This window comes from Methylobacterium soli (genome assembly GCF_008806385.1).
In the GTDB taxonomy this organism is placed as follows: Bacteria; Pseudomonadota; Alphaproteobacteria; order Rhizobiales; family Beijerinckiaceae; genus Methylobacterium; species Methylobacterium soli.
Window position 1 is genome coordinate 158,128 of sequence record NZ_VZZK01000006.1, and the last position, 23,585, is coordinate 181,712.

Below are 23,585 nucleotides of genomic sequence, written 5' to 3' on the forward strand. Positions count from 1 at the left end.
ACCCTGGCTTTCAGTCTGGAGGCGTGCCTCCGCCCTCGGACGCGGACCTCTCCGGCGGCGCGGGGCGTTGGCACCGGGCGCGTCCCTTGGGCCCGCGCGACGCGAGCCGGGAAGGATGAAGGTGAGCCGCATCAGCACCCGCGTGATCGAGGCCAACGGCCTGCGCTTCGCCGTCGACGAGGCCGGCGCGGGGCCCGACATCGCGCTCTGCCTGCACGGGTTTCCGGAGAGCCGCTTCTCCTGGCGCCATCAGCTGCCCGCGCTCGCCGATCTCGGCTGGCACGCGGTCGCGCCGGACATGCGCGGTTACGGCGACAGCGCCCGGCCGCAGGGGCGCGCGGCCTACCGGATGGAGCATCTCGTGGCGGATGCGGAGGGCCTGTTCGACGCGCTCGGCGCCCGGCGCCGCCTCCTCGTCGGGCATGATTGGGGGGCCCTCGTCGCCTGGAGCTTCGCGATCGAGCGACGCCGCCTCGACGGCCTCGTGGTGATGAACGTGCCCCATCCGGAGGTCTTCCGCCGGGTGCTGCGCCGATCCTGGCGCCAGCGCCTGCGCTCCCTCTACGTCGCGTTCTTCCAGATCCCGCGCCTGCCCGAATGGGCCCTGACCCGCGACGGAGCCGTGGCGGTGGGGCGCGCCTTCACCCGGATGGCGGTGGACAAGAGCGCCTTCCCGGAGAGCGTCCTGGCGCATTACCGGGAGAACGCCCTGAAGCCCGGCGCCATGACGGCGATGCTCGCCTATTACCGCGCGAACCTGCGCGGTCTCCTCGCGGCGCGCGCGATGCCGGTGATCGAGGTGCCGGTCCTGATGGTCTGGGGCGAGGCCGACACCGCGCTGGGCGTCGAGCTCACCGAGGGCTACGACGCGCTCGTCCGGGACTTCACCCTCCGGCGCCTGCCCGGAATCTCCCACTGGGTGCAGCAGGAGGCGCCCGAGGCGGTCAATGCCATCCTGGGCGAATGGCTCCCGGCGCGGGGCCTCACGCCCGGAGCGCCGTGACAGTCCCGGGCCGCCGCCCCGCCCCAAGCCGCGTCGGGCCTTGTTGAATGCAATCCGGGATGGCTAAACCTGACCGATCGAGAAAACCGGCCGCAGGCCGACCCAACAGGCTCAAGGGAAACGCCATGTCCGACTCGATCGGAATCGCACCGTCCGCCGAGGACGACGCCGCAGACCGACGTCGCCGGATCATGGCGATCGTCGGATCCTCCTCCGGCAACCTGGTCGAGTGGTACGACTTCTACTGCTACGCCTTCTTCGCGCTCTACTTCGCCCCGGCCTTCTTCCCGAAGGGCGACACCACGAGCCAGCTGCTGCAGACGGCGGGCATCTTCGCGGTTGGCTTCTTCATGCGCCCCATCGGCGGCTGGATCTTCGGGCGCATCGCCGACAGGCTCGGGCGCCGCACCTCGATGGTGATCTCGGTGCTGATGATGTGCGCCGGCTCGCTGGCGATCGGCATCCTGCCGACCTACGAGACCGTGGGCACGGCGGCGCCCGTCCTGCTCCTCCTCGCCCGCATGGTGCAAGGCGTCTCGGTGGGCGGCGAATACGGCACCAGCGCGACCTACATGAGCGAGGTGGCCGTCAAGGGGAAGCGGGGCTTCTACGCCTCGTTCCAGTACGTCACGCTGATCGGCGGGCAGCTCCTTGCCTCCCTCGTCCTCGTGACGCTCCAGGCCGTGATGACGGCCGACCAGCTCCGGGCCTATGGCTGGCGCATCCCGTTCTTCATCGGCGCCCTCGCGGCCGTCGTGGCGCTCTACCTGCGGCGCTCGCTCGCCGAGACGATGGAGAAGGGCGGCGACCGCGAGGAGGCCGGCACCTTCCGCGAACTGTCCAAGCACTGGCGCGCCTTCTGCGTCGTGCTCGCCTACACGGCCGGCGGCTCGCTCAGCTTCTACACCTTCACGACCTACATGCAGAAATACCTCGTCAACACCGCGCAGATGGAGAAGACCACCGCCTCGCAGACGATGACCCTGGTGCTCCTCGTCTACATGGCGATCCAGCCGATCTTCGGGGCCCTGTCCGACCGGATCGGCCGCAAGGTGAACATGCTGCTCTATAGCGGGCTCGGCACCCTGATGGTGGTGCCCCTGATGACGGCGCTCGGGACCAACAAGGACCCGTATGTCGCCTTCGGGCTGATCACCCTCGGCCTCGTGGTGATCAGCTTCTACACGGGCATCAGCGGCATCGTGAAGGCGGAGCTGTTCCCCACCAAGGTGCGGGCGCTCGGCGTCGGGCTCTCCTACGCGCTGGCCAACGCCACCTTCGGGGGCACGGCCGAGTATGTCGCCCTCTGGTTCAAGGATGCGGGCTCCGAGAGCACCTTCTTCTGGTACGTCACGGGTTTGCTCGCCGTCGCCTTCGTGGCCTCGGTGATCATGCCGAACCCGAAACGCCACGGCTATCTCGACGGCGACGGGACCGTCGAGGAAGCCCTCGGCGCCAAGCCGAAGCTGGCGCATGCCTGAGCCGGCCCCGCGGCCCCTCCCGCCTCCGGCGCGGAGAGGCCGCCTGGCTGCCGATCGCTACTTGATCACCGCGCAGGCGATGCGCGCCCCGGCGCCGCCGATCGGCTGGGCCGAATGGTCGTCCGCGTTGGCGTGGATGATCAGCGCCGAGCCGTCCCCGTCCTTGAGGCCGCCCTCGCCGGTCAGCGGCGTCTCGCTCGAGACCTCGGCATTCACCGAGCCGTCCGCATTGGCGTAGACGTTCGGCAGGTCGCCCTCGTCCGGCCCGTCCGGGTTCAGGAGCCCGTGCTTGCTCTGGTCGTGATTGACGTGGGCCTTCGACTTCTCGAACTTCTCGATGTCCGAGCAATCCCCCACCGCGTGGAAATGGATGCCGTGCCAGCCGGGCGGCAGGCCGCCGGCCTGGATCGCGAGGCGCATCACCAGCGAGTTCGCGCCGTCCCGGATCATGATCTTGCCGATGGGCTCGTTCTTGTTGTTCCGAATCTCGCTCTCGAAGGTCTGCGGCGCAGCAGGCGCAGCAGGCGCGGCAGGCGCCTCGGCCTTCTGGGCCAAGGCGGGGGTCACGCTCGCGAGAACCGCGAGAATCGGCAATAGGCGTGTCATGTGATGGCTCTCCTCTCCACGCTGGGGTAGTTAGGCGCCGCAAACGCCCTTCGACAGGGCTTGACCGTACACGATCGCGCCTCGGCGCACGCGCAGGGACATCCGGGGACATGACGCGGGAGCGGCTCAGGGCCGATCGCCTCCTGGTGGAGCGGGGCTTCTACGAGAGCCGCGCGCGGGCGCAGGCCGCCATCGCGGCCGGCCTCGTCAGCGCGGATGGCCGGCCCGTCGTGCGGGCCTCCGATGCCCTCGCGCCCGAGGCCGCGATCGTGGCCGGCCAGCCCCACCCCTTCGTCTCGCGCGGCGGCCTCAAGCTGAGCGCGGCGCTCGACGCCTTCGGGTTCGACCCCGCCGGCCGGGTCTGCCTCGACGTCGGCGCCTCGACGGGCGGCTTCACCGATGTCCTGCTGCGGCGGGGCGCCGCCCATGTCCACGCCGTCGATGTCGGGCGCGGGCAGCTCCACGCCTCGCTGGCGCGCGACCCGCGGGTGACGAGCCTGGAGGGGACGGATGTGCGCCACCTCGACCGGGCGGCGTTGCGCGAGCCCCCGAGCCTCGCGGCGATCGATGTCAGCTTCATCGCGCTTCGCCTCGTGCTGCCCGCCGTCGCGGCCCTGCTGGCGCCGGGTGCCGCCCTCGCGGCGCTGATCAAGCCGCAATTCGAGGCCGGGCGCGAACGGGTCGGGCGCGGCGGGATCGTGCGGGACGAGGCGGTCCACGCGGAGGTCTGCGAGGCCGTGGCGGGCTGCCTTTCCGGCCTCGGCTTCACGATCGTCGGCCTCCATCCCTCGCCGGTCACGGGCGGCGACGGCAACCGCGAATTCCTGATCGGCGCGACGGCGGGCCCCGCGCGCGCACATGTTGGACACCCCGATGCCTGAGACAGAGACCGTCACGATCCGCCGCCTCGGTGCCCGGGGCGATGGCCTCGCGGCGGACGGCACGGCGGTGGCCTACGCGCTGCCGGGCGAGCGCGTCACGATCGCGCGCGAGGGCACGCGCGGCGACCTCGTGTCGATCGAGGAGGCCTCCCCCGACCGGATCGCGCCCTTCTGCCCCTACTTCACCCGCTGCGGGGGCTGCGCGGTGCAGCACCTCGCGCCCGAGCCCTACGCCGCCTGGAAACGGGGCCTCCTGGCCCAGGCCCTGGCGCAGGCCGGCCTGCCGGCAAACCTTGAGCCGATGCGCGACGCACGCGGCGCGGGACGGCGGCGGATCACCCTGCATGTCCGCGCGGTCGAGGGCCGGGCGGAGGCCGGGCTGATGGCCGCCCGCAGCCACGCCCTCGTGGCGATCGACCATTGCCCGATCACCGTGCCGGCCCTGCATCCGGCGCCCGCGATCGCGCGGGCGCTGAGCGCCCCCCTCGGCCATGGCCGCAAGCCCCTCGACGTTGCCGTGACGGCCAGCGAATCCGGCCTCGACGTCGACCTGCGCGGTCACGGCCCCGTGAGCGAGGGCGTGCGGGCGGCGCTCGTGCGCCTCGCGGGCGACCTCGACCTCGCGCGGCTCTCACTCCACGGCGATGTCGTGGTGGAGCGCCGCCCCGTCCAGATCCCCTCGGGCGAGGGCCGGATCCCGGCCGCGGAGCCCCCGTCCGGTCAGGGCCCGCGCGCAGGTCTAGACCACCTTCTGCCCCCGCCCGGGGGCTTCCTGCAGGCGACGGCGGCAGGTGAGGAGACGCTCACCGCGCTCGTCCTCGCGGCCCTCGACCGCAAGGTGAGGCGGGTCGCCGACCTGTTCGCCGGCTGCGGGCCCTTCACCCTCGCCCTCGCACGCGCGCACGAGGTCCACGCCGTCGAGGGCGAGGCCGGCGCGCTCGCCGGGCTCGACCGCGCGGTGCGGTCCCGATCGGGGCTTCGTCGGGTCACGACGGAACGCCGCGACCTGTTCCGCCGCCCCATGCTCGCGCATGAGCTGAACGCCTTCGACGCCGTCGTGTTCGACCCGCCGCGCGCGGGCGCGCAGGCCCAGGCGAAGCAGCTGGCCGAGTCGAGGGTGCCGCTCGTCGTTGGCGTCGCCTGCGAGACCGGCACCTTCGCGCGCGACGCCGCGATCCTGGTGGCGGGAGGTTACCGGCTGGAACAGGTCACGCCGGTCGACCAGTTCGCCTATGCGCCCCATATCGAGATGGTGGGTGTGTTTCGCCGCGAGGCGTCGCGCAAGCGGCGCTAGGACGCGCGGGCGTACGACATCGCACGAGAACTTCTCGGCCGCTGCCGCGTTAGGCGGGCGTCGGAGGGCACCATGCCAGCATCTCGTCTCCTGTCCGCGGCCGTCCTGGCCTGCCTGTTCGCGCCGCTTCCGGCCCTCGCCCAGCAGGATCTGCGCGGCGCGGCCGACCAGACCGGGACGGGCGGCGGCCCGACCTCGACCGTGACGGCGCCCTACACGAATTCGCTGGGGGTCACGAAGCCGCCGGGCACCTCTCTCGGCGCCGGCGAGGTGCCGACGCCCTCCGTGGAGCGGCGCGAGCGGAATCAAGCCGACAAGATCGAGGGCAGCATCTGCCGCGGCTGCTGAGCCTCAGAACAGGGAGCCCTGCGCGTCCTCGTCGCTGGAGAGCGGCCGGTCCGCGCGCGGGATATCCGGCACCGGGGGCGCGGGCTGCGGCCGGCCGACCGGCACGATCAGGTCCGCGCCGTCGTTGCGCGCATCGTTGACCCGGGCGCTCACGGGATCGAGCCTCAGCCACGCATCCGGGCAGGGCCGGCACAGGGCCGCCGCCTCCGCCGCGTCGACCGCCCGCGTGTCGAGCCAGGGGGCGATCGTCTCCGGCGCCAGGATCGCGGGCATCCGGTCGTGGACCGCCGCCATGGTGCCGTTGGCGCCCGTGGTGACGATGGCGGCGGTATCGATCTCCGACCCGTCCGCGCCGATCCAGTTCTCCCACAGGCCGGCCAGCGCCATCGGGGCGCCGTCCGCGCGGCTGATCTTGAACGGCGTCTTCACGGCCGCGCGCCCGGTCCCCTCGCGGCGCCACTCGTAGAAGCCGTCGGCGAGGAAGATGCAGCGGCGGTGCCGCAGGGCGCCCCGGAAGGTCGGCTTCTCCTGAACGGTCTCGACCCGGGCGTTGATGACGAGGGGGAACCCCTTCGGATCCTTGAGCCAGCTCGGCCAGAAGCCCCAGCGCATCAGCCGGAAGTGAAGCGCGCCGACCTCGGAGAGCACCACCGCCACCGGCTGCGTCGGCGCCACATTGTAGCGGGCCGGAAAATTCGGCTGCTCCGGGTAATCGAAGAATGCCCGGAAAATCTCCGGCGCCTGCGCGATGAAGAAGCGTCCGCACATGCTCCGTCTCCTCCGCTGTCCCGGGCGCATCCAGCCGCCCAAGGCTCGCCGCGCGGGCTTCTGCCGGCTCAGCTGATCGGCGCGTCCACGGTGCAGACGACGCCGCTCGGCGCGAAGCTGATCTTGACGGAGCCGTCGAGGTCGCGGGCGAGGTTGCGCTCGATCAGCCGCGAGCCGAAGCCCCGGCGTTTCGGCGCCTTGACGGTCGGACCGCCCTCCTCGCACCAGCGAAAGGCCAGGCGCGGCGGCGTGACCCCGTTCGTCACGCTCCAGTCGATGACGACGCCCCCGTCGGCATTCGAGAGCGCCCCGTACTTGACCGCGTTGGTGGCGAGTTCCTGGATCGCCATGGCGATGGCGAGCGACATCCGCGGGCACAGGCGCACGCCGGGCCCGTCGATGCGGAAGCGCTCGCTGCCCCGGCCGCGATAGGGGGCGATCGCCTGGGTCACGACCTCGATCAGGTCGGCGCCCTCCCAGTTCTCGCGGGTGAGCACGTCGTGGGCGCGCGAGAGCGCGAGGAGCCGGGTTTCGAGGGAGGCGTAGGCCTCGTCGTTGGAATCGGCGTTGCGCAGGGTCTGGATCGCGATCGACTGCACGGTCGCCAGGGTGTTCTTCACCCGGTGGTTCAACTCGTCGATGAGCAGGCGCTGGTGCTCGGCGCCGCGCTGCTCGGCGTGGAGCGCGGCCTTGAGGCGGCTCTCGCCGTCGCGCAAAGCCTCCAGCCGCGAGCGAGCCTCGTACTGGCGGCGGCGGCCGCGCAACGCCGTGCGCGCCACACTGACCAGCGTGGTCGAGTGGAACGGCCGCTCCAGGAAGATGACGTTTCCGAGGATCTCCGACAGCCGAGCCGCGGCCGGGTTCCGCTCAGGCCCGCCGCTTCGTCCGGTGAGCAGGATGAAGGGCATGTCGGACCAGGGCGGCTGCCTCTCGACCCAGTGGCTGATCTGGGTGAGATCGGCGGTCCGCACCGCCTCCTCGGTGAGAAGCGCGGTGCCGGCCCCCTCGATCAAACCCTGATGCAGGTCCGGCAGGTCGCCGCAGGTGACCGAGAGGATCTGAGCCTCGCGGAGCAGGGATGAGGCGATCGACGCGTCGCGTCCCTGCGGCGCCAGGATCAGCACGCGCTCGGAGAATGGGTTGTTGGGTGCCGTCACGGAGATTGTCCGGTCAGGACCGTTCCGAGATCGTCCTCGCTGCCCACGAAGGTCGGGATGCCGCGCAGGACCCCCTGGAAGCCCGCGAGCGGCGCCCCGATGCTGAGGCCGCCCGTGCTGATCCGATATTCGCGGATCGTGTCCTCGTGCGAGCCCGCGCGCTTCTTGACCACCGAGATCGCCCTCCGGACCCGGCCGACCGCCTCGAAATAGCGCAGGAGGATCACCGTATCGGCGAGGTAGGTGACGTCGACGGGCGATTGCATGTCGCCGACGAGCCCGTGCTGGGCCACCGTCAGGAAGGTCGTGGCGCCCTGCCGGTTCAGGTATTGCAGCAGCTCGTGCACGTGCAGCACGAGGGAGTTCTCCTCCGGCATGGCCGCCCTGTAGCCGTTGAGGCTGTCGATCACCACGGTCTTCACCGCGTGCTCGTCGATGAGGGCGCGCACCCTGTGGGCGAACTCGCCGGGAGACAGCTCGGCCGCGTCGACCTGCTCGATCAGCAACAGCCCCGATTCGCGCAGGCCCTCGAGATCCAAGCCGAGCTGCCGGGTGCGCTCGAACAGGAGGCCGAGCTCCTCGTCGAACACGAACATCGCGGCGCGCTCGTTGCGCGCGCAGGCCGCCAACACGTACTGGACCGCGAAAAGCGACTTGCCGGTGCCGGCCGGTCCGAGGATCAGGGTGCTCGAGCCCTTCTCGATGCCACCGCCGAGGAGCGTGTCGAGGGACGCGATCCCGCTGGCGAGGCGGTGGCGTTCGAAACCGGTCTTGTGCTCCAGCGAGACGAGGCGCGGGAAGATCCGCACACCGCCGCGCTCGATCGCGTAATCGTGGTACCCGCCGCGGAAATGTTGGCCGCGATACTTGATCACCCGCATCCGGCGGCGCTGGGCGCCGTAATCGGGCGCCAGCTCCTCCAGGCGGACCACCCCGTGCGCGACGCTGTGGACGGTCTTGTCCATCGCATCCGCCGTGAGGTCGTCGAGCATCAGCACGGTGGTATCGTGCCGCGCGAAATAGTGCTTGAGGGCGAGGATCTGGCGCCGGTAGCGCAGGGACGAGCCGGCGAGCAGGCGGATCTCCGACAGGCTGTCGAGCACGATGCGGGTCGGCTTGACCCGGTCCACCGCGTCGAAGATCTGCCGCGTCGTCTCACCGAGCTCGAGGTCGGAGGAGTACAGCAGGGTCTGCTGCTGGTTGGCATCGAGCAGGCTCTCGGGCGGGATCACCTCGAAGATCGTCACGCTCTCGTCGAGGCTCCACCCGTGCGAGGCGGCCCCGTCGCGCAGTTCCTCGTCGGTCTCCGACAGCGTGATGTAGAGGGTCTTCTCGCCGAGCCGCGCGCCGTCGAGCAGGAATTGCAGCGCCACCGTCGTCTTGCCGGTGCCGGGGCTGCCTTCCAGCAGGTAGAAGCGGTTGCGCACGAGGCCACCGCCGAGCACGTCGTCGAGTCCGGCGATCCCGGTCTTCGCCTTGTCGGAAACGCCGGAAGTCGCTGTCATCAAGGTCGGTCTCGGTCAGGATAATGGCCGCGTCGCTGGGAACCCCGGGTCCGAACGGCCAAGGTCCGCCTCGGGTTCCTGACGCACCCGAAAGAGCATGCCGCGGGACAGACGTCTGTACTCGCAGCGTCAGGACGTGCCAAGCGCCGGACGGGCACCGGTGCGCCGGCGTGCCAGCCGGGCGGGCCGCAGGATCACAGCCATTTCTTCCAGCGGAAGAAGGCGTAGGGCAGCACGGCGGCGACGATCATCATCAGCACCGCCATCGGGTAGCCGAAATGCCAATCGAGTTCGGGCATCGTCTTGAAGTTCATGCCGTAGATCGAGGCGATCAGCGTCGGCGGCATGAACACCACCGCCATGACGGAGAACAGCTTGATGATGTTGTTCTGCTCAAGGTTGACGAGGCCGAGCGTCGCGTCGAGCAGGAACTGGATCTTGGTCGACAGAAAGGTCGCGTGCTCCTCCAGCGATTGCAGGTCGCGCAGGGTGGAGCGCACGTCCTCGCGCAATTCCCGCGGCGCCTTGTTGGTCCGGTAGGTCGCCGAGAGCGAGAGCAGGATGCGCTCCATCGAGACGAGGCTCTCGCGCTGCTTCGAGATCAGGTCCCCGTGGCGTCCGAGCGCCCGCAGCGTGTCCTGCAGGGCGGTGTTGCGGGCGGAAGGGTCGTCCTGCACCTCGAAGATCTTGCCCGAGAGCCGATCGATGCGCTCGCCCTGGAGCTGGAGCACGTCGGCGGCGCGGTCGATCACGGTCTCGATCAGCCCTGCCAGGATGGTCTCGCCGGAATGGAAGCTCGCCGGGCCGTTGCCGGTCGCCCGGCCCGCCCGCTGCGTGTACATCCGGAAGGCCTGGGGCTCCTCGTACCGGACCGTGACGAGGCGGTTCTCGCGCAGGATGAAGGTGATGCCGGCAAGCCCCGGATCCTCCGAATCGCTGACCTTCGAGAGCACTCGGCCGGTCATGTAGCGGGCCCCGTCCTCGACATAGAGGAGCTCCGAGGGCTCGATGTCCTTCATCTCCTCGCGGGTCGGCACCTGGATGCCCATGAAGGCCTCGACCTTGAGGTCCTCCTCGCGGCTCGGCCGGATCATGTCGAGCCAGACGGTGTCGTCCGGGATGGCATCCTGGAGTTCGAGGGGTCGGCGCTCGAGCAGCGAGTGCCCGGCGCCGGCGACCGGCTGGTGAAGGAAGATCACGAGAGCTCACTCAGGCAAGGCCGCTCACGCGAGGGCGTCGGGCGGCGGTACGCTCCCATCCGGCACGAAGAAGTCCGGCGCAAGCGGGATGCCGGGTGTGACGCGGTATTTTGAAAAGTCCGTGACACCGTTCTCGTGCAGGAAGGAATCGTCGATGAGGAAGCGGCCCGTGGTCTCGCGAGCGGGCTTCAGGAACAGCGCGTGAGCGGCATCCGCCATGATCTCGGGCGTGCGGCTCGCCTGCATCAGGGCCTCCCCGCCCAGCAGGTTGTTCACGGCGGCCGTCGCGATGGTGGTGCGGGGCCAGAGCGCGTTCACGGCGATGCCCTGGCGGCGCAGCTCGCCCGAGAGCCCAAGGACGCAGAGCGACATGCCGAACTTCGCCATCGTGTAGGCGAGATGGGGCGCGAACCACTTCTCCTGCATGTCGAGGGGCGGCGACAGCATCAGGATATGCGGGTTCTCGGCCTTCGCCAGATGCGGGATCGCGTATTTCGAGACCATGTAGGTGCCGCGCGTGTTGATCTGATGCATCAGGTCGAAGCGCTTCATCTCGGTCTGGGGGGTGCGCGTCAGCGCGATCGCGCTCGCGTTGTTCACCACGATGTCGATGCCCCCGAAGGTCTCGGCCGTCCGGGCCAGGGCGGCCGCGACGCTATCCTCCTCGCGGACATCCACCACCAGGGGCAAGGCCCGGCCGCCGGCCGCCTCGATCGCCGCCGCCGCCGTGTGGATCGTGCCTTCGAGCTTCGGGTGGGGCGTGTCGGTCTTGGCCGCGATCGCCACGTTCGCCCCGTCGCGCGCCGCGCGCAGGCCGATGGCGAGGCCGATGCCGCGGGAGGCCCCGGTGATGAAGAGGGTCTTTCCCTCCAAAGACTTGCTCATGCTGCTCTCCTCAGGGGCCGACCCGGAAGCGCGGGGGCTGCGTGCCGTCCGCGTCGGTGAAGCCGTAATGACGGGCAAGGTCGCCCGCGTGCAGGATCTGCCCGGCCCGGGCCTGCACGTCCGCATCGGCGGCGAGCGCCGCGACGGCGCGGCCGGCATAGAGCGGGCTCTCGGTGGCGTGCTCGGATTGGCCGAGGTCGCGCACCCGCTCGGTGCGCACGAAGCCGGGCGAGAGCCCGAGCGCCGTGACGCCGTGGGGCCGCAATTCCTCGCTGAGACCGAGGGCCATGCGGTTCGTCGTGGCCTTGGCGAGATCGTAGAAGAGGTCGCCGAGATAAGCCTCCGCCGTCCCGAAGGAGACGAGCACGAGGAGGCCGCTCTTGGCCGAGACCATGGCGGGGGCGACCGCGCGGGCCAGAAGCAGGCCGGCATAGGGCCCGACCCCCAGGAAGCCGCCGAACGGCTCGGCCGAGCGGCGCCAGAACGGCGTGCCCCAGGCCGCGCCGTCGGGGTAGCGCTCCCCGTCATAGCCCTCGTTGCCGCCCCAGACGCTCGACACCGCGACGTCGATGCGGCCGAAGCGGCGCAGCGTCCAGTGGACCAGGGCGTCCACGGCGCGCTCGCTGGTATGGTCGCAGAGGTAATGGTGGCCGGTGCCTCCCGCGGCGTCGACCTCGCGGGCGGTGTCCTCGATCGCCTCGGGCCGCATCTCGGTGCGCGGGCCGGTCTCGCTCGACCGGGCCGTGACGATCACGGTGGCGCCCGCCTCGCCGAGTCCCCGGGCGATGCCGCGCCCGACGCCCCGGGAGGCGCCGGCCACGAGGCAGATGCGGCCGGACAGGTCGGGCACCGCGCTCACGCGGGCGCACCCGGCTTCGGCCCGCGGGTGAAGAAGGCCCGGAAGGCGGCCTGGGCCTCCTCCGTCTGCAGCTGCGCGTCGAAGGCCTCGGCCTCGGCCTCGAGCGCGGCCTCGACGGCGGCCTGGTCGCCCCGGATCAGCCGGCGCGTCGCCGCGACGGCCTTGCGCGGCAGGGCCGCGAGCCGCCCGGCCTGCGCGAGGGCGTGCTCCAGCAGCATGTCGGCCGGCATCACCGCGTTGGCGAGGCCGAGCTCCACCGCGGCGTCGCCCGTGAAGGGCTCCGACAGGAGCAGCATCTCGGTCGCCTTCAGGCGGCCGACGCGGCGGGGCAGGAGGTAGCTGGAGGCGGCTTCCGGCACGAGCCCGAGCTCCACGAACGGCATCCGGAAGCGCGCCGCCGGGCTGACATAGACGAGGTCGCAATGCAGGGTCAGGGTGGTGCCGATGCCGACCCCGATGCCGTCGACCGCCGCCACCATCGGGGCCTGCGTGCGGGCGAGCTGCCGGATGAAGCGCAGGGCCGGCGCCTGCGTGAACGGCTTGCCCGCCCCCGCCATGAAATCCGCGAGGTCGTTGCCCGCCGAGAAGATGCCGGCTCCGCCCGCGAACACCACGGCGCCGATGCCGGAATCCGGCGCATCCGCCGCCTCGAGTGCCTCCCGCATGCGGTCGTACATGGCGCCCGTGAGCGCGTTCTTCTTCTCGGGCCGGTTCATCCGGATCAACCGGACGCCCCCGGCCAGATCCTCGACCGTGACGTGCTCGCTCATGGGTGGTTCCTCGGGTGGGGCGGTCCTCGCGGCCGCAGGCGCGTCGGGATCAGCTCGCGAGGGCGAGCTTGGCATCCTGCGTGAAGGCGGCCCCGTCGAGGATCGTCTGCTCCAGGCCGGGCGCCGCCGTCGCGAGGTTCTCGGCGAAGAAGCGGGCGAGCGCGATGCGGGCGGCATGGGCCGGGTCGGTCTCGCCGCCCTTGAGCGCCGCGCTCGCGGCGAGCCCCGCCTTGGCGAGGCAGGCGCCGCCCTGCGCCAGCCCGAACAGGCGCAGGTAGGGCGCGGCACCCGCCAAGGCCTCCTCGGGCCGGTTCGAGGTGAGGGCCTTCAGCTGGTGGCTCGTTGCCCGGTCCAGGCTCTCGATCGCGGCCCGCAGCCGGGCGGCACTGTGCCCGAAGGCGGGGCTCGCATCCTTGAGCACGCCCTCGACGACGCCGCGCATCGAGGCGATCTGGGCCCGCACCGTGGCCCCGCCGTTGAGGGGCAGCTTGCGGGCGACGAGGTCGATGGCCTGGATCCCATTGGTGCCCTCGTAGATCGCCAGGATGCGCGCGTCGCGCAGGAGCTGGGCGGCACCGGTCTCCTCGATGAAGCCCATGCCGCCATGGACCTGGACGCCGAGCGACGTCACCTCGTTGGCAAGGTCGGTCGAGAAGGCCTTGGCGACCGGCGTCAGCAGCGAGGCGCGGTCATGGGCCGCCTTCCCTTCCGGGCCGCGGGCCGCATCGAGGGCGGCGGCCGTGAGATAGCAGATGCCGCGGGCGGCCGCCGTGCTGGCCTTCATGGTCAGGAGCATGCGCTGCACGTCGGCATGCTCGATGATCGGGCTCATCGCCTCGGTGGCGCCCGGCGCCTTGCCCTGGCGGCGCTCGCGCGCATAGGCGAGGGCCTTCTGGGTCGCGGCCTCCGCCACGGCGACGCCCTGCAGCCCGACATTGAGGCGGGCATTGTTCATCATCGTGAACATGCAGGCGAGGCCGCGATTCTCCTCGCCGATGAGCCAGCCCGTGGCCCCGCCGCCATCCCCGAAGGACATGGAGCAGGTGGGCGAACCGTGGATGCCGAGCTTGTGCTCGATGCCCGAGCAGCGCAGGTCGTTGCGGCTCCCGTCGGGCAGCACCTTCGGGACGAGGAACAGCGAGATGCCGCGCGTGCCTGCCGGCGCGTCCTTGAGGCGGGCCAGGACGAGGTGGACGATGTTGTCCGTGAGGTCGTGCTCGCCGTAGGTGATGTAGATCTTGCTCCCGGTGATCCGGTAGCTGCCGTCGCCCGCCGGCTCGGCCCGGCTGCGCAGCGCGGCGAGGTCCGACCCCGCCTGCGGCTCGGTCAGGTTCATGGTGGCGGTCCACTCGCCGGAGACGAGCTTGTCGAGGTAGCGCGCCTTCAGGTCCTCGGAGCCGTGCTTGTCGAGCGCCTCGATCCCGCCCGCGGTGAGCAGCGGGCACAGCCCGAAGGCGAGGCTGGCGGCGTTCCACATCTCGCTGCAGGCGGCGTTGAGGAGGAGCGGCAGCTCCTGGCCGCCATGGGCGGCGGGGCCGCTGAGGCCGTTCCAGCCTCCCTCGACGAAGGCCCGGTAGGCAGCCTTCCAACCCGGCGGCGTGGTGATGGCGCCCTCCGCGAGCGGCGTCCCATGGCGGTCGCCCTTCCGGTTCAGCGGCGCGATCACGGTGTTGGCGAGCCGCGCCGCCTCGTCCAGGATCGCCTGCGCGTCCTCCAGGGTGAGGTCGCCCGCGGCGCCCCCCGCGATGGCGGCGTCGAGCCCCGCCACGTGGCGCAGGGTGAAGGCCATTTCGGCGACGGGCGCGCGATAGCTCATGATGTTCCTCCCGCGTCGTCTTCGGCGACGCTGCACAGGCCGGCCGGGTTCGGCGTTTGACGCGCCCCCCGCCCCGACGCTAGGGCGGCACGCATCCCGCCGCCGACATACGCCCGAAGGGCGCGTCCCGTCACGATCGGAGATAGTTTATATATGAACGATCTCGGGTCAATGCCCGCCGGAGCCGACTCGGAGGCGACGCGGCGCCTGCGCGCCGATCCGGCCGGACTCGCCGAGGCCGCGGGCCTGCTGAGCGCCGGGCGCCTCGTGGCCTTCCCGACCGAGACGGTCTACGGGCTCGGGGCGGATGCCACCGACCCGGCCGCCGTCGCGCGCATCTTCGCCGCCAAGGCGCGCCCGAGCTTCAATCCCCTGATCGCGCATCTGCCCGAGGGCGTGGCCGCCCGGCGCGAGGGCGCCTTCGACCGAGCGGCGGAGCAGCTCGCGGAGGCGTTCTGGCCGGGTCCTCTCACGCTGGTGGTGCCCGCGACCGCCGGGACCAGCGTCTGCGACCTCGCCCGCGCCGGCCTGCCGAGCCTCGCCCTGAGGGTGCCCGGGAGCCCCCTCGCCCAGGAGCTGCTGCGGCGCGTCGGCCGCCCGGTGGCGGCGCCGTCCGCTAACCGGTCCGGACGCGTCAGCCCGACCCTGCCCGAGCATGTCCTTTCCGATCTCGACGGGCGCATCGCCGCGATCCTCGACGGCGGGCCGGCCGCGGTCGGCGTCGAATCGACGGTGGTGGCCTGCCTCGGGGGGACGCCGCGCCTGCTGCGCCCCGGCGGCATCACGCGCGAGGATCTGCGCGCGGTGCTCGGGAGCGCGATCGCCGATGCGGGTGCCGTGGATGCGGGCCAGCCGATCGGGCCCGGGCTCCTCGCGTCGCATTACGCGCCGCGCGCCCGGGTCCGGCTTGAAGCCCGCCGGATCGCCCCGGGCGAGGCAGCCCTGCTGTTCGGCGGAGTGGCGCCGGAGGGTCTGGCTGAGGCGGCGGCGGCGTTCGACCTCAGCCCGGGGGCGGATCTGGTCGAGGCGGCGGCGGGATTGTTCGCGGCCCTGCGCCGCCTCGACGCCTCGGGCGCCGCGGTGATCGCGGTCGGGCCGATCCCCGATACGGGGCTCGGCGAGGCGATCAATGACCGCCTGCGGCGGGCCGCGGCACCGCGCTGATATTTTTTTCGCCGATTTGCCGGAACCGATTCGGCCGGTGCCGTGTTGATGGTTCACGAAGGCCAGTTCAGCCCCCAATGGCCTTTTTCCTTCCAAGGCTCGGAGTGATCCGAGCCTTTTTTCTTGTCCGCCTTAGCTGGCCAGTTTCGCCGCGATCCCGGCGACGTGGCGGCCCTGGAAGCGGGCTCCGTCGAGCTCGACCTGCGAGGGCTGGCGGCTTCCGTCCCCGTCCGCGATCGTGGTGGCGCCGTAGGGCGTGTTGCCCTTCACAGTCTCGACGCCGGTCTGCCCCGCGAAGGCGTAGGGCAGGCCCACGATCACCATGCCGTGATGCAGCATCACCGTGTGGAAGCTCGTGAGCGTCGTCTCCTGGCCGCCATGCTGGGACGCCGTGGAGGTGAAGGCCGAGCCGACCTTGCCCACGAGCTTGCCCTGGGCCCAGAGGCCTCCGGTCTGGTCGAGGAACTGCTTCATCTGCGCGGCCATGTTGCCGAAGCGGGTCGGCGTCCCGAAGATGATCGCGTCGTAGTCGCTGAGCTCGCCAGGATCGGCGATCGGGGCCTGCTGGTCGAGCTTGTAGTGGAACTGCTTGGCGACCTCCTCGGGCACCAGTTCCGGGACCCGCTTCAGGCTGACCTCGGCGCCCGCCTCGCGCGCGCCCTCGGCCGCCGCCTGCGCCATCTGCTCCACATGGCCCCAGGACGAGTAGTAGAGCACCAGAACCTTCGCCATCGCACGATCTCCTCTGCGCATTCCGGCCGGCTCGACGCCGGCGCCACCTCCACCCGGTATCGGCCATTCCGGGCCTTGCTGAAATGCCCTGGCGCGCAAGAACATGCTTGCGTATTTGCAAGGTCGGAAACGCGGAGGGGCCGGGAACGATGCCGCTGGCCTGGGACGATTTCCGATTGGTGAAGGCCGTGGCGGACCGGGGCGGCCTGACGCAGGCGGCCGAGCATCTCGGCATCAACCATTCCACGGCCTTCCGTCGGCTCGCGGCGATCGAGGGCGCCCTCGATGCGCGCCTGTTCGAGCGCCACCGCTCCGGCTACGTCCCGACGCCGGCTGGGACCGCCATGCTGGCGGCGGCGGGCCGGATGGACGAGGACGTCGCCCGCTTCACCCGCGAGGTGGCCGGCAAGGCGCAGACGCCGGCCGGGGCCTTGCGCATCACCACCGCGGCGAGCTTCGTCACGGGCGTCCTCCTGCCGATGCTCGGCCGCTTCGCCAAAGCCTATCCGCTGATCCGCCTCGACGTCGTGGTGTCGGAGGAAGCGCTGAACCTGTCGCGGCGCGACGCCGACGTGGCGATCCGCGCGAGCGACAACCCGCCGCCCACCCTCGTGGGCCGGCGCCTGGCCGGCATCGCCTGGGCGATCTACGGCCGCGCCGCCGACGGGCCCGACCTGCGGGAGCGGACCTGGGTGTCCCCGAGCGAGGCGGTCGCGGGCGGCGCCCATGCCCGGTTCGTGCGGGCACGCGCCGGGCCGGACGGAATCGCGCTTCAGCTCAACACGGTGCTGGGTCTGGCGGAGGCGATCGAGGCCGGGATTGGGATCGGGCCGCTGCCCTGCCTGCAGGGCGATTCCTGCCCGTCCCTGATGCGCCTCTCCGGGCCGGAGGCGGAGCTCGCCAGCACGCTCTGGCTGCTCACGCACCCGGACCTGCGCCACGCCCCGCGGGTGCGGGCCTTCATGGATTTCGTCGGCGACGAGATGAGCGCCCGCCGCGCCGCGTTCGAGGGGCGGCGCGCGCCGGAGCCTACTTGATGTCGGTGATCTCGGCCTCGTGGCCGTTCACCGCGACGACGTCGCCGATGCTCTTGCCGGTCAGGGCCCGGGCCAGCGGCGCGACGTAGGAGATCGAGCCCTTCGTCGGGTCCGCCTCGTCCTCGCCGACGATCCGGAAGGTCTGGCGCGTATCGTCCTCGCGCCGGATCGTGACGATCGATCCGAAATGCACGGTGTCGCCCTCGACCCGCTCGACGAGCTGGGCCGTGCCGAGCCGCGCGTTCCAGTAATGCAGGTCGCGGGCGATGCGGGCGCTGTCGGCCTTGTTGTCGTGGTTGACCCGGCTCGATTCGGCCTGAAGCCGCTTCACCTCGGCCTCGATCTGCGCGAGGCCTTCGGGCGTGACGAAATTGGTGTGGGGCGAGATGGGCCGGTCCGGCAGGTCCTCGAAGGCTTCCCCGCCCTCACGCTCGCGAACGAATGCAATGCTCATAAAAAATGCAATGCGGCGGAACCGTTCAGGTTCCGCGCTGCACCGAGCCTCACGCCATTTCCACGACGACCCGCCCACGGATCTCCCCGGCCAGGATCGCCTCCGCGAGATTCCCGACCTCGGCGAGGCCCACCCGCGTGGTCATGGCGGCGAGAGGCCCGGCATCGAGGTCGCGGGCGAGGCGCGCCCAGGCCGCGCGGCGCTTGGCGATGGGCGTGGTGACGCTGTTGATCCCGAGAAGCGAGACGCCGCGCAGGATGGAGGGCGCCACCGAGGCCGGCAGGTCCATGCCCTGCGCCAAGCCGCAGGCCGCGATTGCCCCGTCCGCCCGGGTCATCGCCAGGAGGTTGGCCAGCGTCGTGGAGCCGACCGCGTCGATGCCGGCGGCCCAGCGCTCCTTGGCAAGGGGCTTTGCGGAGCCGGACAGCTCGGTCCGGTCGAGGATCTCCGCCGCGCCGAGACCGCGCAGGTACGCGGCTTCCCCGGGGCGTCCCGTCGCCGCGACGACGTGCCAGCCGGCCCGCGCCAGGAGCGCCACCGCGATCGAGCCGACGCCGCCCGAGGCGCCGGTCACCACCGCCGGGCCGGCCTCCGGGCGCAGGCCGTGATGCTCCAGCGCCATCAGAGCCAGCATGGCGGTGAAGCCGGCGGTGCCGATCGCCATGGCGTGTTCGGGGGAGAGGCCCTCGGGCAGGGGCACGAGCCAGTCGCCCGGCACGCGCGCCTTCTCCGCATAGGCGCCGAGATGCGTCTCGCCGACGCCCCAGCCGGTGAGGAGAACCGGCTGTCCGGGCGCGTAGTCGGGATGCTGCGAGGTCTCGACGATCCCGGCGAAATCGATGCCCGGGATCATGGGGAAGCGGCGCACGATCGGCGCGCGGCCGGTCAGCGCCAGCCCGTCCTTGTAGTTCAGCGTCGAGTGCGTGATCCGCACCGTGACGTCGCCGTCCATCAGGTCGGCCTCGTCGAAATCCCGGAAGGCGAGGCGCTGCCCGTCCGCGACCCGATCGATCACCCAGGCCTTGAATGTCGCCACGCCCGCCTCCCGCCTCGGATCACCTCCGGGGCGACCTGTGGCGGCGCCGGTCAGGATCAATGCCGCCAGGCCGGCGGTGGCCGGCGGCCCAGCGGGGCCGACGGCCTTGATCTCAGTAGCCGTCGTAGATGCTGCCGCGGGAGAAGCCGAGGCCGACGCCGATATCGGCCGAGCTCGCGCCCGTGATCCCCAGCGCGTCCGGGATCGATCCGATGAGGGGGCCGCCGGGGCCCGGCCCGTAACCGGGGCTCCCGCCGTAGCCCACCGGCACCCAGCCGGAGCGCGCGGGCTGCACCAGGACACGCCGGCTGACGCTGGCATATTCCGGCGGCAGGGTCTCCGGGATGCTCTGGGCGGGCTGCACCAGGACGCGGCGCGTCTGCACCGCGTATCGCGGCGGCGTCGTGACCCAGCAGCCGATCAATTCGCCGTAGGGGCCGCGGCTGGTCTGCCAGAAGCGGCCGCCCGGCGAGACGAGGACGCGCTCCGACACCGTGTCGTAGATCGGCGGCGTGGTGCGGTAGATCGTGCGGGGCGGACGCACCAGCACGTTCTCCGAGACGGTGTCGAAGACCGGGGGCGTGGTGACGCGTCGGTAGCATTCCGCGCCGTAGCAGCCGCCGGCCTGGGCGGTGGGAGCGAGGGCGACGGCGCCAGCGAGCGCGGCGAGCAGGATGGTGAGACGGGTGACCGGCGCGGTCATGACGGATCCTCGGGCTGTACAAGCAAGACGAACGTGATGTGGCGCGAGCGATGCGCACATCTCGACGTACTAGAGGCCGTCAAGTTGCAGTTCAGGCAAGATCAATTGCCTGGCAGGGTAAAGTTAACCCTCGGTTAGGACTACGCAGCGATGGCGGTACTTAAGCAGATCTGTGGATGAACCGAGCGACGTTGTTAGGGTTAATGTTTCGGGCTTCGCGGCGGACGCTGATTTTGCGATGCAGGCCCGCGCGCCGCGTGCGGCCATCGATGGCCTCGTTGCGGCGAGGGGGCGAGGTCCGGGGGGCCGAACGGCCCGGTCAGGCGCGCCAGCTTGTGGGCCTCGGCGCGCTCAGGTCTGCCCGCGCTTCAGCTGGTAGAAGATGTGCCGCCCGATCACGTCCATCTTCTTGAGGCGGCGCGACCAAGTCGGGCGCACGTAATCGGCGTGGTAATGGGTCGCGTTGCCGACCTCGCTCAGGTAGGTGCGGCCCTCGATGACCGAGCGCGCGATGCGGGTGGCGCTCTGCCACGAGGACGCGTCGGTGATGCGCAGGGACTTGCCCTCGCAGGCGAAGGAGAACTGGCACCCCATGTAGCGGTGCCGGTTCTGGTAGACGACGCCGCAGACATTGGCCGGGTAGAGGCCGCTCTTCACCCGGTTGAGCACCACCTGGGCGACGGCGGCCTGGCCATCCTCGGGCTCGCTGCGGGCCTCGAAATAGACCGCCTCCGCGAGGCAGCGCTGCTCGCGATCCATCGCGTCGGGCTCGATCAGGTCGGCGTAGCGGTGGCGCGCGCTGTCGGCCGCGGCGCCGGGCGCGGCCGGCTCGGGGCGTTCGCCGCGTAGCGAGAAGCCCGGCAGGGCGAGGCTCGCGGCCGCGACCTCGATCGGGATCGCGTCGGCCGGGGCGGGCGTCGTCGAGGACAGGGCGACCGCGCGGGGAATGGCGGGCGTCGAGCCGTCGTGGCGCTCCTCGGGCGTGCGGTCGGCGACGGCCTCGCCCGTGGAGGCGGCGCTGTCCGTCCCCGTGGTCAGGCCGAGATCGGGGACGGGCACGAAGCCGAGATCCGGCTCGAGCTCGGGGTTCCAGGTCGCGGGCCCGGGCGTCAGGAGGCCGCTCACCGAATGCGTCAGGTTGGCGAAGACCAGGGAGGTGCCGGTCTCGCGGAGCGCGCCGGCGCTGCGCGCGAAGCTCGGGCCCGGCGCGAGCGCCGCGCCGCTCTTGCCGGCGCGCTGCACCACCGGGAAGACGCGGGCCTGGGCCTTGAGCTCGGGGCGCAGCGGCTCCTCGCCGATCCGGACCGCCGCGACGGCCGCGTCGGCCCGGCCGATGGCCAGGAGCGTCGCGGCGCCGTCATGCAGGCCCGTCGTGCCGATGAGCGCCGTGCCGGGGGGCAGCGCCGGGACGATGCGGGCATCCCGCTCCGGCATCAGGCTGGAGCCGATGGCGCTCTCGGTGCCGGCCGTCGCCGTGAAGGAGACGAGCAGGCCCATCCCGGCGACCCAGGGGGTGAAGGCCGTGCCGAGCCAGTTCAGGCTCGTTCTGCGTCGAACTCGTCTCGTACTCACGCCGAACCGACCCGTACCCGAATGCCACGCCCGGCCAGCATCGCCCCGCTTTGCGGAAATGCCAGGACCGGTTCCCCGTTATCGCGCGGTATGGTTGCGGGCTGGTTAAAAGGTGCCGTTCGGCACCTGTCACAAGTTGCGTCAATCGGGAGCGCAGCGGCGGCTCAGGCCGCCCGCACCTTCTCGACCTCGACCACCGGCCCCGCCGGCGTCATCCGATCGCGGGCGACGAGGCGGTCGCCCGGCTCGAAGATTCCGAGGGGCACGTCGCGGTCCGGGAGCACCACGGTGGTTGACTTGTTGAGGTGGACGAGGACGTGGCGCCTCTGCGGGAGCGAGGCCACGGCCCAGCGCTTGAGCTGGCCGTAATAGGGCTCGCGCCGCCAAGCATTCGGCTGGCCGGGATCGACCTGGACGTTCATGTGGCGCGAGACCGGATCGAGGCTGAGGACCAGCTTGGCGCGGTCGGGCTTCCATTCGGGACCGAGCCAGGCCTCCGTCATCCAGAGGCAGTGGAAGGCGCGGCAATGGTCGGGCCGGGTCGCGTGGATGGCGCAGCCGCGCCCCTGCTGGGTGTGGCGGCACCATTGGCCCGCGACGCTCTCCACCGCCGGCACGTCGTAGACCTTGCAGCACAACGTGCAGGTGCCGCAGGACCGGCCCGCCGCCGGGTGGGCCACGATGGTTGCAGGATCGAGCATCGCGAGGCTGAACTTCACCGGGGATGGTCACGGGGCGTCGGGGCGCCGCGCTTGGCCTGGGTTTCTAGGGCGGCATCGGGCCGGTAGTGTGGCGGATCTCCCCGCTTCGACCCCGGAAGGCTTCATGCTCTCGAACCTCGCGGCCCGCGACGTCGAAACCCTCGTGCATCCCTACACCAACCTCGCGGCCTTCCGCGAGACCGGACCGCTCGTGCTGGAGCGCGGCGACGGCGTCTGGGTCTACGACACGGAGGGGCGGCCCTATCTCGAGGGCATGGCGGGCCTCTGGTGCACGGCGCTCGGCTACTCGAACGCGGAACTGGTCGCGGCCGCCACCGAGCAGCTCGGCCGCCTGCCCTTCTCGCACCTGTTCTCCGGCCGCAGCCACGATCCGGCGATCGCGCTCGCGGAGGCCCTGAAAGAAGTGATGCCGGTGCCGACCTCGAAGGTGTTCTTCACCTCCTCGGGCTCGGAGGCGAACGACACGCAGGTGAAGCTGACCTGGTACCTGAACAACGCCCTCGGGCGGCCGCGCAAGAAGAAGATCATCGCCCGCGAGCGCGGCTATCACGGCGTCACGGTGGCGACCGCCTCGATGACCGGCCTGCCGGCCAACCACGCCGACTGGGACTTGCCGCTGCCGGGCTTCCTGCACACGGCCTGCCCGCACCATTATCGATTCGCCGAGCCCGGCGAGACCGAGGAGGCCTTCTCGAGCCGCCTCGCCGACGAACTCGAGGCGCTGATCCTGCGGGAGGATCCCGAGACGGTGGCGGCCTTCGTGGCCGAGCCCGTGATGGGCGCGGGCGGCGCCATCACGCCCCCTTCCGGCTATTTCGCGAAGATCCAGGCGGTGCTCGACCGCTACGACGTGCGCTTCATCGCCGACGAGGTGATCTGCGGCTTCGGCCGGCTCGGCACCTGGTTCGGCAGCGAGGCGCTTGGCATGCGCCCGGACACGATCTCCTTCGCCAAGGCCGTCACCTCGGGCTACGTGCCCCTCGGCGGCGTCTCGATCGACGAACCGCTCTACGAGGCGATGCTCGACGAGAGCCGTAAGCTCGGCACCTTCGGGCACGGCACCACCTATTCGGGCCATCCCGTCGCCTGTGCGGTCGCCCTCAAGACCCTGGAGATCTACCGGCGCGACCGCATCGTCGAGGGCGTCGCCGCGAAGGCGCCCCAGTTCCAGGCGCGACTCGCGCGGCTCAGGGAGCATCCGCTCGTCGGCGAGGCGCGGGGCATCGGCCTGATCGGCGGCGTCGAGATCGTCGCCGACAAGGCCTCGAAGGCGCAGTTCGAGCCCAAGGCCGGCGTCGCCGCGCGCTGCGTCGCCTTCGCACAGGCCGAGGGTCTGATCGTGCGCTTCCTCGTGGGCGACCGGGTCGCGGTCTGCCCGCCGCTCGTGATCCGGCCGGACGAGATCGACGCCCTGTTCGACCGCCTCGAACGCGCCCTCGACCGCACCGCCGCCTGGATCGCCGCGGAAGGCCTCGCGGCCATGCCGGCCCAGGCGCGCTGAGGCGGCGCGCTGAGGCGGCGCTCAAGGGAGCCTCAGCGGGATGCTGGGCGATGCAGCATCGTCGAGACGATTCCAGACAGATCGCCACGAAG

General features: G+C 71.4%; 23 protein-coding genes. 8 read left to right on the top strand and 15 right to left on the bottom strand.

All coding sequences use genetic code 11. The annotated features are described in order from the left end of the window. Positions 1-115: 115 nt before the first annotated feature. On the top strand, positions 116-1,003 hold the full coding sequence (locus F6X53_RS07870) for an alpha/beta fold hydrolase (protein WP_150999205.1): 888 nt from the start codon (positions 116-118) through the stop codon (positions 1,001-1,003). A gap of 125 nt (positions 1,004-1,128) precedes the next feature. Then, positions 1,129-2,484, top strand: coding sequence for an MFS family transporter (locus F6X53_RS07875; RefSeq protein WP_150999206.1), 1,356 nt, complete (start codon positions 1,129-1,131; stop codon positions 2,482-2,484). A gap of 57 nt (positions 2,485-2,541) precedes the next feature. Here the strand turns inward: F6X53_RS07875 and F6X53_RS07880 are convergent, their stop codons facing one another. Continuing rightward, positions 2,542-3,090: a superoxide dismutase family protein gene (locus tag F6X53_RS07880; RefSeq protein WP_150999208.1), complete on the bottom strand. Its 549-nt coding sequence runs from the start codon at positions 3,088-3,090 to the stop codon at positions 2,542-2,544. Between the two features lie 110 nt (positions 3,091-3,200). Here F6X53_RS07880 and F6X53_RS07885 point away from each other — a divergent pair, with 110 nt between their 5' ends. The 3 genes from F6X53_RS07885 (at position 3,201) to F6X53_RS07895 (ending at position 5,613) form a co-directional block, all read left to right on the top strand. Then, positions 3,201-3,971 carry a TlyA family RNA methyltransferase gene (locus F6X53_RS07885; RefSeq protein WP_150999210.1) on the top strand — a complete coding sequence of 257 codons (771 nt, stop codon included), beginning with the start codon at positions 3,201-3,203 and terminating at the stop codon, positions 3,969-3,971. Further along, the gene (locus F6X53_RS07890) at positions 3,949-5,265 is read left to right on the top strand and encodes a class I SAM-dependent RNA methyltransferase (protein ID WP_150999212.1); all 1,317 of its coding nucleotides are present in this window, start codon (positions 3,949-3,951) and stop codon (positions 5,263-5,265) included. Before F6X53_RS07885 ends, F6X53_RS07890 begins: the two co-directional genes overlap by 23 nt. A gap of 72 nt (positions 5,266-5,337) precedes the next feature. Then, positions 5,338-5,613 (top strand): hypothetical protein, encoded by a 276-nt coding sequence (locus F6X53_RS07895; RefSeq protein ID WP_150999214.1) that lies wholly within the window; start codon positions 5,338-5,340, stop codon positions 5,611-5,613. 3 nt (positions 5,614-5,616) lie between these two features. Here the strand turns inward: F6X53_RS07895 and F6X53_RS07900 are convergent, their stop codons facing one another. The 8 genes from F6X53_RS07900 to F6X53_RS07935 all read right to left on the bottom strand — a co-directional run bounded on the left by F6X53_RS07900 (position 5,617) and on the right by F6X53_RS07935 (position 14,572). Continuing rightward, positions 5,617-6,381 (bottom strand): SOS response-associated peptidase, encoded by a 765-nt coding sequence (locus F6X53_RS07900; protein ID WP_150999216.1) that lies wholly within the window; start codon positions 6,379-6,381, stop codon positions 5,617-5,619. 68 nt (positions 6,382-6,449) lie between these two features. Next, positions 6,450-7,538 carry a sensor histidine kinase gene (locus tag F6X53_RS07905; RefSeq protein ID WP_150999218.1) on the bottom strand — a complete coding sequence of 363 codons (1,089 nt, stop codon included), beginning with the start codon at positions 7,536-7,538 and terminating at the stop codon, positions 6,450-6,452. Then, entirely contained in the window at positions 7,535-9,043 is a 1,509-nt protein-coding gene (locus F6X53_RS07910; protein ID WP_150999220.1) for an ATPase domain-containing protein, read from the bottom strand. The genes F6X53_RS07905 and F6X53_RS07910 overlap by 4 nt, the downstream gene beginning before the upstream one ends. A 194-nt stretch (positions 9,044-9,237) precedes the next feature. Continuing rightward, positions 9,238-10,242 carry a magnesium transporter CorA family protein gene (locus tag F6X53_RS07915; protein WP_150999221.1) on the bottom strand — a complete coding sequence of 335 codons (1,005 nt, stop codon included), beginning with the start codon at positions 10,240-10,242 and terminating at the stop codon, positions 9,238-9,240. A gap of 24 nt (positions 10,243-10,266) precedes the next feature. Then, positions 10,267-11,127 (bottom strand): SDR family oxidoreductase, encoded by an 861-nt coding sequence (locus F6X53_RS07920; protein WP_150999223.1) that lies wholly within the window; start codon positions 11,125-11,127, stop codon positions 10,267-10,269. A gap of 10 nt (positions 11,128-11,137) precedes the next feature. Beyond that, a complete protein-coding gene (locus F6X53_RS07925) occupies positions 11,138-11,947 on the bottom strand; it encodes an SDR family NAD(P)-dependent oxidoreductase (protein WP_150999368.1) in 810 nt (269 codons plus the stop codon). Positions 11,948-11,982: 35 nt separating this feature from the next. Further along, entirely contained in the window at positions 11,983-12,756 is a 774-nt protein-coding gene (locus F6X53_RS07930) for an enoyl-CoA hydratase-related protein (RefSeq protein ID WP_150999225.1), read from the bottom strand. Between the two features lie 49 nt (positions 12,757-12,805). Continuing rightward, positions 12,806-14,572 carry an acyl-CoA dehydrogenase family protein gene (locus F6X53_RS07935; protein ID WP_150999227.1) on the bottom strand — a complete coding sequence of 589 codons (1,767 nt, stop codon included), beginning with the start codon at positions 14,570-14,572 and terminating at the stop codon, positions 12,806-12,808. Positions 14,573-14,725: 153 nt separating this feature from the next. On the opposite strand from F6X53_RS07935, the gene F6X53_RS07940 reads away from it, so the two are divergent. Next, positions 14,726-15,736 carry an L-threonylcarbamoyladenylate synthase gene (locus F6X53_RS07940; RefSeq protein WP_150999229.1) on the top strand — a complete coding sequence of 337 codons (1,011 nt, stop codon included), beginning with the start codon at positions 14,726-14,728 and terminating at the stop codon, positions 15,734-15,736. Positions 15,737-15,868: 132 nt separating this feature from the next. On the opposite strand, the gene wrbA is transcribed toward F6X53_RS07940, so the two are convergent. Further along, positions 15,869-16,468, bottom strand: a complete 600-nt coding sequence (wrbA, locus tag F6X53_RS07945) for an NAD(P)H:quinone oxidoreductase (RefSeq protein WP_150999231.1) — start codon at positions 16,466-16,468, stop codon at positions 15,869-15,871. Positions 16,469-16,617: 149 nt separating this feature from the next. Here wrbA and F6X53_RS07950 point away from each other — a divergent pair, with 149 nt between their 5' ends. Next, positions 16,618-17,505 carry a LysR family transcriptional regulator gene (locus F6X53_RS07950; protein ID WP_191970743.1) on the top strand — a complete coding sequence of 296 codons (888 nt, stop codon included), beginning with the start codon at positions 16,618-16,620 and terminating at the stop codon, positions 17,503-17,505. On the opposite strand, the gene greA is transcribed toward F6X53_RS07950, so the two are convergent. From greA to F6X53_RS07975, 5 genes are all read right to left on the bottom strand, one after another. Further along, positions 17,498-17,959 carry a transcription elongation factor GreA gene (gene greA, locus F6X53_RS07955; RefSeq protein ID WP_150999233.1) on the bottom strand — a complete coding sequence of 154 codons (462 nt, stop codon included), beginning with the start codon at positions 17,957-17,959 and terminating at the stop codon, positions 17,498-17,500. The two genes, F6X53_RS07950 and greA, sit on opposite strands and share 8 nt — an antisense overlap. Before the next feature lie 49 nt (positions 17,960-18,008). Continuing rightward, entirely contained in the window at positions 18,009-18,995 is a 987-nt protein-coding gene (acuI, locus tag F6X53_RS07960) for an acrylyl-CoA reductase (NADPH) (protein WP_150999235.1), read from the bottom strand. A 112-nt stretch (positions 18,996-19,107) separates the two neighbouring features. After that, a complete protein-coding gene (locus F6X53_RS07965) occupies positions 19,108-19,698 on the bottom strand; it encodes a hypothetical protein (RefSeq protein ID WP_150999236.1) in 591 nt (196 codons plus the stop codon). Between the two features lie 351 nt (positions 19,699-20,049). After that, on the bottom strand, positions 20,050-21,195 hold the full coding sequence (locus F6X53_RS07970; protein WP_150999372.1) for a cell wall hydrolase: 1,146 nt from the start codon (positions 21,193-21,195) through the stop codon (positions 20,050-20,052). Between the two features lie 239 nt (positions 21,196-21,434). After that, positions 21,435-21,971, bottom strand: a complete 537-nt coding sequence (locus tag F6X53_RS07975) for a hypothetical protein (RefSeq protein WP_150999374.1) — start codon at positions 21,969-21,971, stop codon at positions 21,435-21,437. Positions 21,972-22,095: 124 nt separating this feature from the next. Here F6X53_RS07975 and F6X53_RS07980 point away from each other — a divergent pair, with 124 nt between their 5' ends. Beyond that, positions 22,096-23,493 (top strand): aminotransferase, encoded by a 1,398-nt coding sequence (locus F6X53_RS07980; RefSeq protein ID WP_150999239.1) that lies wholly within the window; start codon positions 22,096-22,098, stop codon positions 23,491-23,493. The last annotated feature ends 92 nt before the right edge of the window (positions 23,494-23,585 follow it).

Excerpts from the sequence above, each read along its gene's own strand:
- F6X53_RS07870 (WP_150999205.1), top strand. The coding sequence starts at position 116 with ATGAAGGTGAGCCGCATCAGCACCCGCGTGATCGAGGCCAACGGCCTG.
- F6X53_RS07875 (WP_150999206.1), top strand. The coding sequence starts at position 1,129 with ATGTCCGACTCGATCGGAATCGCACCGTCCGCCGAGGACGACGCCGCA.
- F6X53_RS07880 (WP_150999208.1), bottom strand. The coding sequence starts at position 3,090 with ATGACACGCCTATTGCCGATTCTCGCGGTTCTCGCGAGCGTGACCCCC.
- F6X53_RS07885 (WP_150999210.1), top strand. The coding sequence starts at position 3,201 with ATGACGCGGGAGCGGCTCAGGGCCGATCGCCTCCTGGTGGAGCGGGGC.
- F6X53_RS07890 (WP_150999212.1), top strand. The coding sequence starts at position 3,949 with ATGTTGGACACCCCGATGCCTGAGACAGAGACCGTCACGATCCGCCGC.
- F6X53_RS07895 (WP_150999214.1), top strand. The coding sequence starts at position 5,338 with ATGCCAGCATCTCGTCTCCTGTCCGCGGCCGTCCTGGCCTGCCTGTTC.
- F6X53_RS07900 (WP_150999216.1), bottom strand. The coding sequence starts at position 6,381 with ATGTGCGGACGCTTCTTCATCGCGCAGGCGCCGGAGATTTTCCGGGCA.
- F6X53_RS07910 (WP_150999220.1), bottom strand. The coding sequence starts at position 9,043 with ATGACAGCGACTTCCGGCGTTTCCGACAAGGCGAAGACCGGGATCGCC.
- F6X53_RS07920 (WP_150999223.1), bottom strand. The coding sequence starts at position 11,127 with ATGAGCAAGTCTTTGGAGGGAAAGACCCTCTTCATCACCGGGGCCTCC.
- F6X53_RS07930 (WP_150999225.1), bottom strand. The coding sequence starts at position 12,756 with ATGAGCGAGCACGTCACGGTCGAGGATCTGGCCGGGGGCGTCCGGTTG.
- F6X53_RS07935 (WP_150999227.1), bottom strand. The coding sequence starts at position 14,572 with ATGAGCTATCGCGCGCCCGTCGCCGAAATGGCCTTCACCCTGCGCCAC.
- F6X53_RS07940 (WP_150999229.1), top strand. The coding sequence starts at position 14,726 with ATGAACGATCTCGGGTCAATGCCCGCCGGAGCCGACTCGGAGGCGACG.
- wrbA (WP_150999231.1), bottom strand. The coding sequence starts at position 16,468 with ATGGCGAAGGTTCTGGTGCTCTACTACTCGTCCTGGGGCCATGTGGAG.
- F6X53_RS07950 (WP_191970743.1), top strand. The coding sequence starts at position 16,618 with ATGCCGCTGGCCTGGGACGATTTCCGATTGGTGAAGGCCGTGGCGGAC.
- greA (WP_150999233.1), bottom strand. The coding sequence starts at position 17,959 with ATGAGCATTGCATTCGTTCGCGAGCGTGAGGGCGGGGAAGCCTTCGAG.
- F6X53_RS07965 (WP_150999236.1), bottom strand. The coding sequence starts at position 19,698 with ATGACCGCGCCGGTCACCCGTCTCACCATCCTGCTCGCCGCGCTCGCT.
- F6X53_RS07970 (WP_150999372.1), bottom strand. The coding sequence starts at position 21,195 with ATGGGCCTGCTCGTCTCCTTCACGGCGACGGCCGGCACCGAGAGCGCC.
- F6X53_RS07975 (WP_150999374.1), bottom strand. The coding sequence starts at position 21,971 with ATGCTCGATCCTGCAACCATCGTGGCCCACCCGGCGGCGGGCCGGTCC.
- F6X53_RS07980 (WP_150999239.1), top strand. The coding sequence starts at position 22,096 with ATGCTCTCGAACCTCGCGGCCCGCGACGTCGAAACCCTCGTGCATCCC.